Source organism: Streptomyces katrae, assembly GCF_000966975.1.
Lineage (GTDB): Bacteria > Actinomycetota > Actinomycetes > Streptomycetales > Streptomycetaceae > Streptomyces > Streptomyces katrae.
This window is the reverse complement of sequence record NZ_JZWV01000563.1, coordinates 1-9,560: the sequence shown is the minus strand read 5'-3', so window position 1 is coordinate 9,560 and position 9,560 is coordinate 1. Positions and strand designations below refer to the sequence as shown.

Genomic DNA, 9,560 nt, shown 5'->3' with positions numbered 1-9,560 from the left:
GAACAATCATTGTGGGAAAGCCCCGCACCTCATGGTGCGGGGCTTTTCTGCGTTTACAGGGCCGGTCGTGGACTCCTGTAGGGTCAGGGGAGCATAGATTCGACATTTCTACAGTCACAGTGGAGGCCCCCGGGTGGAGGTCCAGGAGACTCGGGTCCAGACTGACCGAATTTTCACCATTCCGAACATCCTGAGCATGGCCCGTCTCGTGGGCGTGCCGCTGTTCCTCTGGCTCATCCTCACCGAGCACGACGGCTGGGCACTGCTCGTGCTCATGCTGAGCGGCGTCAGTGACTACCTCGATGGAAAACTCGCGCGGCGCTGGAACCAGATCAGCAAACTGGGCCGGCTCCTGGACCCCGCCGCCGACCGGCTCTACGTCCTGACCACGCTCTTCGGACTCACCTACCGGGGCATCCTGCCGCTGTGGCTCACCGCCGCGCTGCTGGCCCGTGAGGCAATGCTGCTGGTCATGGTGTGGATCCTGCGCCGGCACGGCTATCCGCCGCCCCAGGTCAACTTCCTCGGCAAGGCCGCCACCTTCAACCTGATGTACGCCTTCCCACTGCTCCTGCTCAGTGACGGTACGGGGTGGTTGGCCTGGATGGCGTCCGTTTTCGGATGGGCGTTCGCAGGTTGGGGTACAACGCTCTATTGGTGGGCAGGAATCCTTTACGTGGTGCAAGTCCGCCGTCTGGTCAAGGCGGACGCCACGGCCGATTGAGCTCACTCGGCGCCGGTGCTGACGCGGAGGAGTAGCGGAGTAACCGTCCGGGGCGGGTGAGGTCGGCCAGACCGTCATCTCTCTAGGAGGACTCTTCCGACATGAAGGCCGTCGTGATGGCCGGTGGCGAAGGAACACGGCTTCGCCCCATGACCTCAAGCATGCCCAAGCCGCTCCTGCCGGTGGCGAACCGGCCGATCATGGAGCACGTGCTCAGGCTGCTCAAGCGGCATGGGCTCAGCGAGACCGTGGTCACAGTCCAGTTCCTGGCGTCACTCGTCAAGAACTACTTCGGTGACGGCGAGGAGCTCGGGATGGAGCTCACCTACGCCAACGAGGAGAAGCCACTCGGCACCGCCGGCAGCGTGAAGAACGCCGAGGAGGCCCTCAAGGACGACACGTTCCTGGTCATCTCCGGCGACGCGCTCACCGACTTCGACCTCACCGACCTCATCAGCTTCCACAAGGAGAAGGGCGCACTCGTCACGGTGTGCCTCACCCGGGTGCCGAACCCGCTGGAATTCGGCATCACCATCGTGGACGAAGAGGGCAAGGTCGAGCGCTTCCTCGAGAAGCCGACCTGGGGGCAGGTGTTCTCGGACACCATCAACACCGGCATCTACGTCATGGAGCCGGAGATCTTCGACTACGTCGACCCGGACGTCTCGGTCGACTGGTCCGGCGACGTCTTCCCCCAGCTGATGAAGGAAGGCCGGCCGATCTACGGCTACGTGGCCGAGGGCTACTGGGAGGACGTGGGCACCCACGAGAGCTACGTCAAGGCGCAGGCCGACGTCCTCGAGGGCAAGGTCCAGGTCGACATGGACGGCTTCGAGATCTCACCCGGGGTGTGGGTCGCCGAAGGCGCCGAGGTGAGCCCGGACGCCGTGCTGCGCGGGCCGCTGTACATCGGGGACTACGCCAAGGTCGAGGCCGGGGCGGAGGTCCGCGAGCACACCGTCGTCGGGTCGAACGTGGTCGTCAAGAGCGGGGCCTTCCTGCACAAGGCCGTCGTCCACGACAACGTGTACATCGGGCCGCACAGCAACCTGCGCGGCTGCGTCATCGGCAAGAACACCGACATCATGCGGGCCGCCCGCATCGAGGACGGAGCCGTCATCGGCGACGAGTGCCTCGTCGGCGAGGAGTCGATCGTCCAGGGCAACGTCCGGGTCTACCCGTTCAAGACGATCGAGGCCGGCGCCTTCGTCAACACCTCGGTGATCTGGGAGTCCCGCGGCCAGGCCCACCTGTTCGGCGCGCGCGGCGTCTCCGGGATCCTGAACGTGGAGATCACCCCCGAGCTGGTGGTGAAACTCGCCGGGGCCTACGCGACCACCCTCAAGAAGGGGGCGATCGTCACCACCGCCCGAGACCACTCCCGAGGCGCCCGAGCGCTCAAGCGCGCCGTGATCTCGGCGCTCCAGGCCAGCGCCATCGACGTCCGCGACCTGGAGAACGTGCCGCTGCCCGTGGCCCGCCAGCAGACGGCCCGCGGCGCCGCGGGCGGGATCATGATCCGGACCTCGCCCGGGGTGCCGGACTCGGTGGACATCATGTTCCTCGACGAGCGGGGCGCGGACCTCTCGCAGGCGCAGCAGCGCAAGCTGGACCGCGTCTACGCACGTCAGGAGTACCGCCGGGCCTTCCCCGGGGAGATCGGCGACCTGCAGTTCCCGTCGAGCGTCTTCGACTCGTACACGGGCTCCCTGCTGCGGCGGGTGGACACCACCGGGATCGCCGACTCCGGCCTCAAGGTGGTCGTGGACGCCTCGAACGGCAGCGCCGGCCTCGTCCTGCCCAGCCTGCTCGGCCGGCTCGGGGTGGACGCGCTGACGATCAACCCCGGCCTCGACGAGTCCCGGCCGACCGAGAGCGGCGAATCGCGGCGTGCCGGACTCGTACGGCTCGGGGAGATCGTGGCCTCGGCACGGGCCGCCTTCGGCGTGCGCTTCGACCCGGTGGGCGAGCGGATCTCCCTCGTGGACGAGCGTGGCCGGATCATCGAGGACGACCGGGCGCTGCTGGTCCTGCTCGACCTGGTGGCGGCCGAGAAGCGCAGCGGCAAGGTAGCCCTGCCGGTGACCACGACCCGGGTCGCCGAACAGGTGGCGGCGTACCACGGCACCCAGGTCGAGTGGACGACGACCTCGCCCGACGACCTGACCCGGGTGGGCCGCGAGGAGACCACGATCTTCGGCGGCGACGGCCGGGGCGGTTTCATCGTCCCGGAGTTCAGCAGCGTCTTCGACGGATCGGCGGCCTTCGTCCAGCTCATCGGGCTGGTCGCGCGCACTCAGCTCACGCTGAGCCAGATCGACTCCCGCATTCCGCGGGCGCACGTCCTCAAGCGGGACGTGCCCACCCCGTGGGCGGCCAAGGGGCTCGTCATGCGGCGGGTCGTGGAAGCGGCCGGGGACCGGCAGGTGGACACCACCGACGGCGTGCGCGTGGTCGAAGCCGACGGGCGGTGGGCGCTGGTCCTGCCGGACCCGGCGGAGGCCGTCACCCACCTGTGGGCCGAGGGTCCCGACGACGCGTCCGCGCAGGCCCTGCTCGACGAGTGGGCCGCAGTGGTCGACGGAGCCGGCCAGCACTGAGACCGGAGCCGTCCGTACGGGTGTGCGTACGGGGACGGGAGTACGGCGGGCCGGGAGCGGGCAGTCACCCGGCCCGGCCCGCCGGAAGGCCGCATTGGGTGTGGGCGGCGCCGACGTGCGACGATGTGCGGCATGCCGCAGCCGCCCACCAACCGGAGTCCGGCCACACCGCCGGCGCGCCCGGACGCGTCCATGTCGCTGCTGACCCACGTGATGGACCACAGCCTCGACGAGGGCTATGCGGAAGCCTCGGCGCGGCGCGAGGCGGAGGGTACGGCGGGGCTGCCGCGCACCCTCAAGGCCAAGCTGGCGCTCGCCGCCGGGCTCGTGCTCGCCGCCCTCGTCGTCACGCTGGGTGCGGCGCAGGCGCGGGCGACGGCGCCCGTGCTGGCCAAGGAGCGCCAGGAGCTGATCGACCGGGTGGAGCGGGCCGACCGGCACGCGGACACCCTGGAGCGGGACATCGAGCGGCTGCGGACCGACGTGGCGGACCGCCAGCGCGAGGCGCTGAAGCAGCAGGGCGGCCGGCAGGCGCAGCTGGTGGCGTTGCTGTCGGGTGCAACCGAGGTGCACGGTCCTGGCGTCAAGCTTGTGGTGGACGATGCCAAGGGGTCCTCGTCGGGCGGCGGAGGCGGTCCGCGCGAGAGCGCCGGGTTCTCCGACACCGGCCGGGTGCGGGACCGGGACATGCAGCGCATCGTCAACGGGCTCTGGCAGTCCGGGGCGGAGGCCGTCTCGATCAACGGGCAGAGGCTGACGGCGCTGTCGGCGATCCGGGCCGCAGGTGACGCGATACTGGTCGACAACAGGCCACTGGTGCCGCCGTACGAGGTCCTCGCCATCGGGGACAAGAAGCGGCTCGGCACCGCGTTCCAGGACTCCGTGGACGGGCAGTACCTGCACGTGCTGCAGGAGAGCTACGGGATCCGCTACAGCCTGTCCCCGGTGGACGAGGCGAAACTGCCGGCCGCGTCGAGCCTGACCGTGCGGACGGCTACTGCAGAAGAGCCGAAGAAGGGTGCGTCGTGATCGCGGTACTGGGCCTCCTGGCGGGAGTGGTGGTCGGACTTCTCGTCCGCCCCGAAGTGCCGGCCGTGGTGGAGCCTTATCTGCCGATCGCCGTGGTGGCGGCCCTGGACGCGGTGTTCGGAGGTCTGCGCGCCATGCTGGACGGCATCTTCGTGGACAAGGTCTTCGTGGTGTCGTTCCTGTCGAACGTGGTCGTCGCCGCGCTGATCGTCTTCCTCGGCGACAAGCTGGGCGTCGGCTCGCAGCTGTCGACCGGTGTGGTCGTCGTCCTCGGCATCCGGATCTTCTCCAACGCGGCGGCCATCCGCCGGCACGTCTTCCGGGCGTGAGGCCGATGAGTGGCGACAACGTCCCGCAGGGGGACCCGGGAGCGGAGCCGGAGCCGAAGGACGCGGGGGCTCCGCGCCCGGACGCGCCCCTTCCCGGTGCCGTGCGGCCGGAACCGGAGCCGGAGCAGACGGGCCGGCAGCGCCTGGCGGCCGGGCTGTGGCCGCCGAGGTTCAGCCGGGCCCAACTGATCGTCGCGCTGCTGCTCTTCGTCCTGGGACTCGGCCTGGCCATCCAGGTGCGCTCCAACAGCGACTCCAGCGCGCCGCTGCGCGGTGCCCGGCAGGAGGACCTCGTACGGATCCTCGACGAGCTGGACGGGCGGACCAAGCGCCTGGAGGACGAGAAGCAGAAGCTGGACGACCAGCGCAAGGAGCTGCAGAGCAGCTCCAACCAGGCCGAGGAGGCCCGCAAGCAGACGCTCGAGCGGGAGCGCCAACTGGGCATCCTGGCCGGTACCGTGGCCGCACAGGGCCCCGGCATCACACTGAGGATCACCGACGCCAAGGGCCAGGTGCGTTCCGACCAGCTGCTGGACACCCTCCAGGAGCTGCGGGCGGCCGGGGCCGAGGCGATCCAGATCAACGGCGTGCGCGTGGTGGCGGGCTCGTACTTCTCGGACGAGGGCGGCGGGGTCGCGATCGACGGTAAGAAGATCACACAGGCCTATGAGTTCAGGGTGATCGGCAAACCGCAGGATCTGGAGCCGGCGCTCAACATCCCGGGCGGTGTCGTGCAGACCATGGAGAAGGAACAGGCCACGGTCGCCGTCACACGGTCGGCGAAGATCGTTGTGGATGCCTTGCGGGCTGCGAAGCAGCCTGACTACGCTCGGTCGTCATCGCCGTGAGACGGGGCGGCGCGAGGACGGTCCCACGCGGGCTGACGCCTGCGGGGGGTCGACGCACCGAAGTCGCGGTGCGTGGTGGAAACTGTCTGGTGGTTACGGACGTTGTCAGGATGTCCGGGTCGGCAGGTGTGTGTATGCGGAGTTCGTCCTGCCCCACGGGCGGGTCTGTTTCGGTCAAGGGGAATCGCCCGTGAAGTTGTTTGAGAAGTTGTTCGGCAAGAAGAACCGCGAGGAAAGCGGTTCGGCACGTCACCGTGCGGGGCACGGCGACGGAGAGGGCCAGGGCGACCGCCCGCTCTTCCGTGACGAGGTGGGCGGCGCGCAGGGTCCGTCGGCCGGCGGTCCCGCGGCTGCGGGGCGCATAGGTTCCGGGGACCAGGCAGCCCCGAACGCGGGTGGGGGCTACGCCCCCGACCCGTACGCCACCAGTGCCTCCGCGGGGCAGACGTGCGGCAGGTGCGGGCACCGCAGCGACGCGGCGAGCCGTTTCTGCTCCAACTGCGGGGCGCCGCTGCGTCCGGGCCTGACGCCCGAGCGCGCCTCGGAGACCACGTCCACCATCTCGATCTCGGGTCTTGAGGCCTACGAGGCCGAGGCGACCGGACAGCACGTCTCGCCCTCGCTCTCGCCCGAGGCCCAGGCGGCGGTGGAGGCACTGCCGCCCGGTTCCGCCCTGCTGATCGTGCGGCGCGGCCCCAACTCGGGCAGCCGCTTCCTGCTGGACGGCGAGCTGACCACGGCGGGCCGGCACCCGCAGAGCGACATCTTCCTGGACGACGTCACCGTCTCCCGGCTGCATGTCGAGTTCCGCCGGGGCCCGGAGGGCGGCTTCACCGTCGCCGACGTGGGCAGCCTCAACGGCACGTACGTGAACCGCGAGCCGATCGACTCGGTCGCCCTGCACAACGGCGACGAGGTGCAGATCGGCAAGTACCGGCTGGTCTTCTACGCCAGCCTGCGGGGCGTCTGACCCCCACCCCCGGAGATCCTCCGGGGGGACCTCCGGAGGGAAGGTCCCATGCTGCGCACCCCGACCGGCGGCGCCCCGAAGAAGGGCGCCGCCGGCACCGCCGGCTCGGCCGGGCAGCTGGTGAGCATCGGCACGGTGCTCAACCTGCTGCGTGACGAGTTCCCCGAAGTCACGATCTCGAAGATCCGGTTCCTGGAGGCCGAGGGGCTCGTGGAGCCCCGGCGCACACCGTCCGGATACCGCAAGTTCAGCACCGGCGACGTGGAGCGGCTGGCGCGGATCCTGCGCCTCCAGCGGGACCACTACCTGCCGCTGAAGGTGATCCGCGAGCAGCTCGACGCGCTGGACCGGGGCGAGCAGGTCCGGATTCCGGCCCCGGCCGCGCACGGGGAGTCCGTGGAGGGCGCCGCGCGCGGCGGCGGGTCCGGTGAGGCGGGCGGTGAGCCGCCGGCCGCGGCCCGGGTCGGGCGGGCCGAGCTGATCGCCGCCGCCGAGGTGGACGAGGCACAGCTCGCCGAGTGGGAGTCGTACGGGCCGAGTGGGACTCGTACGGGCTCCTCGCGGAGGAGCCCGGCGGCGGTTTCGACGCCGAGGCGGTGGCCGTGGCCCGCTTGATCGCCGATCTCGGCCGCTTCGGACTCGAACCGCGCCACCTGCGGACCATGAAGGCGGCGGCCGACCGGGAGGCAGGCCTGGTGGAACAGGTGGTCGCCCCGCTGCGCCGCCACCGCAACCCGCAGACCAGGGCACATGCGGAGGCCACGATGAAGGAGCTCGCGGGGCTCTCCGTGAGGCTCCACGAGGCCTTCGTGCAGAGCGCCCTCGGGGTGCGGTTGCACTGAACGGCGACGGCGCGACCGGGCCCCGACTACCCAAACCGGCCGGGCAGGTCCTAGGGTTGCTGTGTGAACGAGCTCGACGTTGTGGGTGTCCGGGTGGAAATGCCCTCCAACCAGCCGATCGTGCTCCTGCGTGAAGTGGGAGGCGACCGGTACCTCCCCATCTGGATCGGTCCTGGGGAGGCGACCGCCATTGCCTTCGCGCAGCAGGGGATGGCCCCTGCCAGGCCGCTGACGCACGACCTCTTCAAGGACGTGCTGGAGGCGGTCGGCGAGGAGCTGACCGAGGTCCGGATCACGGATCTGCGGGAGGGCGTCTTCTATGCCGAGCTGGTCTTCGCCAGTGGAGTGGAGGTGAGCGCGCGGCCTTCCGACGCCATAGCGCTGGCCCTGCGGACGGGGACGCCGATCTACGGCAGCGACGGCGTGCTGGACGACGCCGGAATCGCCATTCCCGACGAGCAGGAGGACGAGGTGGAGAAGTTCCGCGAGTTCCTCGACCAGATCTCTCCCGAGGACTTCGGCACGGGCCCGCAGTAGGGCCGGAGCCCGCGCGGTGAGGGCCGCGTCGCCCCACCCGGCACCTTCAGCCCATTCGAGTAGCCTTTCCCGGCGATGGGGTACGGGAAACCACTCTCAGGGTGATTATCACTCGGCGTGCCGAGTGTGGCGATCGTTGACGCACCCCTGGTCACTGCCTACCTTCGAGGTGGCAGGTCAAGGACGGAGGGTCGGCGTGAGGATCACGGGCGACGGTACGACCGGGGGAGTCCCCGTACGGAGTGACGGTGGACCGTCCCCGCTCCTCGGGGGCGGGGCGGGTTCCGCGCACCGTCAGCCGGCGTCGAAACCGGTCGGACCGGTGAACGAGGCCCCGGCCCCCGAGCAGGTCGGCTACCGCGGGCCGACGGCGTGCGCCGCCGCCGGGATCACGTACCGGCAGCTGGACTACTGGGCGCGCACCGGGCTGGTGGAGCCCAGCGTGCGGCCCGCCTACGGGTCCGGCACCCAGCGGCTGTACAGCTTCCGGGACGTCGTCGTCCTCAAGATCGTGAAGCGCTTCCTGGACACCGGGGTGGCCCTGCAGAACATCCGCACCGCCGTCCAGCACCTGCGCGGCCGGGGCTTCTCGGACCTGGAGCGCATGACGCTGATGAGCGACGGCGCGACCGTGTACGAGTGCACCTCCCCCGACCAGGTCGTGAGCCTGCTCCAGGGCGGCCAGGGCGTGTTCGGCATCGCGGTGGGCGTGGTCTGGCGGGACGTCGAGAACGCGCTGTCGCAGCTGCACGGGGAGCGCGTCGACACCGGGGAGACCGTGGTGGGCCACAACCCGGCCGACGAGCTGGCGGCACGCCGGAACCGGGCCGGCTGACGCCGCAGCCGACGGCGCGGCGGGTACGCCTGCCGGGTGCGGCCACGCCGGATCACCGCCTTGTCAGTGGCATGCGGCAGCATCGGTGCTGTGAGAACCGCGCCGACCATCCTGCATCTGGACATGGACGCCTTCTACGCCTCCGTGGAGCAGGCGTCGAAGCCCAGTCTGCGCGGGAAGGCCGTGATCGTGGGCGGGCTCGGCCCGCGCGGTGTGGTGGCCACCGCCTCCTACGAGGCCAGGCGCTTCGGGGTGCACTCGGCGATGCCGACGGCCCAGGCCCGCCGGCTGTGTCCCAACGGCGCCTACCTGATCCCCCGCTTCACCCTCTACCGCGAGGTCAGCGAGGTCGTCATGGGCCTGCTGCGCGAGCTGTCGCCGCTGGTGGAGCCCCTCAGCCTGGACGAGGCCTTCGTGGACCTGGAGGCGGGCGGGACGGCCTTCGACTCCGCGAGCGCCCGGGCCACGGGGGAGCGGCTGCGGGCCGACATCACGGCCGCGACGGGGCTCAGCGGCTCGGTGGGCCTGGCCGGATCGAAGATGCTGGCCAAGGTGGCCTCGGAGGAGGCCAAGCCGGACGGGCTGCTGCTGATCGAGCCGGGGACCGAGCGCGAGCTGCTCGCCCCGATGTCGGTGCGGACCCTGCCCGGGGTGGGCCCGGCCACCGGGGAGCACCTGCGCCGGGCCGGGATCACCACCGTGGGGGAGCTGGCCGAGGCCGGGGAGGACGAGCTGGTCCGGATGGTGGGCCGGGCGCACGGGGTCGGCCTGTACCGGATGGCGCTGGGCCTGGACGACCGGCCGGTGGTCGCGGAGCGGGATGCCAAGTCGGTGTCGGTGGAGGAC

Annotated in this window: 9 protein-coding genes and 1 pseudogene; all 10 read left to right on the top strand. The window is 70.7% G+C overall.

Annotation, left to right across the window (positions count from 1 at the left end; translation table 11 throughout):
- Window positions 1-133: 133 nt before the first annotated feature.
- On the top strand, window positions 134-724 hold the full coding sequence (gene clsA / locus VR44_RS20485) for a cardiolipin synthase ClsA (protein WP_045949006.1): 591 nt from the start codon (window positions 134-136) through the stop codon (window positions 722-724).
- 101 nt (window positions 725-825) lie between these two features.
- A complete protein-coding gene (locus VR44_RS20480; protein WP_045949005.1) occupies window positions 826-3,324 on the top strand; it encodes a mannose-1-phosphate guanyltransferase in 2,499 nt (832 codons plus the stop codon).
- A gap of 123 nt (window positions 3,325-3,447) precedes the next feature.
- Window positions 3,448-4,353, top strand: coding sequence for a DUF881 domain-containing protein (locus tag VR44_RS20475; RefSeq protein ID WP_094191784.1), 906 nt, complete (start codon window positions 3,448-3,450; stop codon window positions 4,351-4,353).
- Complete coding sequence (locus VR44_RS20470; protein ID WP_007262894.1) at window positions 4,350-4,682, top strand: small basic family protein; 333 nt, start codon at window positions 4,350-4,352, stop codon at window positions 4,680-4,682. Before VR44_RS20475 ends, VR44_RS20470 begins: the two co-directional genes overlap by 4 nt.
- A gap of 5 nt (window positions 4,683-4,687) precedes the next feature.
- Window positions 4,688-5,530 (top strand): DUF881 domain-containing protein, encoded by an 843-nt coding sequence (locus tag VR44_RS20465; RefSeq protein ID WP_045949003.1) that lies wholly within the window; start codon window positions 4,688-4,690, stop codon window positions 5,528-5,530.
- A gap of 130 nt (window positions 5,531-5,660) precedes the next feature.
- The gene (locus VR44_RS47355; RefSeq protein ID WP_094191783.1) at window positions 5,661-6,500 is read left to right on the top strand and encodes an FHA domain-containing protein; all 840 of its coding nucleotides are present in this window, start codon (window positions 5,661-5,663) and stop codon (window positions 6,498-6,500) included.
- 48 nt (window positions 6,501-6,548) lie between these two features.
- Window positions 6,549-7,342: pseudogene (gene ftsR / locus VR44_RS20455) on the top strand (transcriptional regulator FtsR).
- 63 nt (window positions 7,343-7,405) lie between these two features.
- The gene (locus VR44_RS20450) at window positions 7,406-7,879 is read left to right on the top strand and encodes a bifunctional nuclease family protein (protein WP_007262890.1); all 474 of its coding nucleotides are present in this window, start codon (window positions 7,406-7,408) and stop codon (window positions 7,877-7,879) included.
- A 196-nt stretch (window positions 7,880-8,075) separates the two neighbouring features.
- Window positions 8,076-8,714, top strand: coding sequence for a MerR family transcriptional regulator (locus VR44_RS20445; protein ID WP_094191782.1), 639 nt, complete (start codon window positions 8,076-8,078; stop codon window positions 8,712-8,714).
- A 90-nt stretch (window positions 8,715-8,804) separates the two neighbouring features.
- A partial coding sequence (dinB, locus tag VR44_RS20440; protein ID WP_094191786.1) for a DNA polymerase IV occupies window positions 8,805-9,560 on the top strand: 756 nt, incomplete at its 3' end.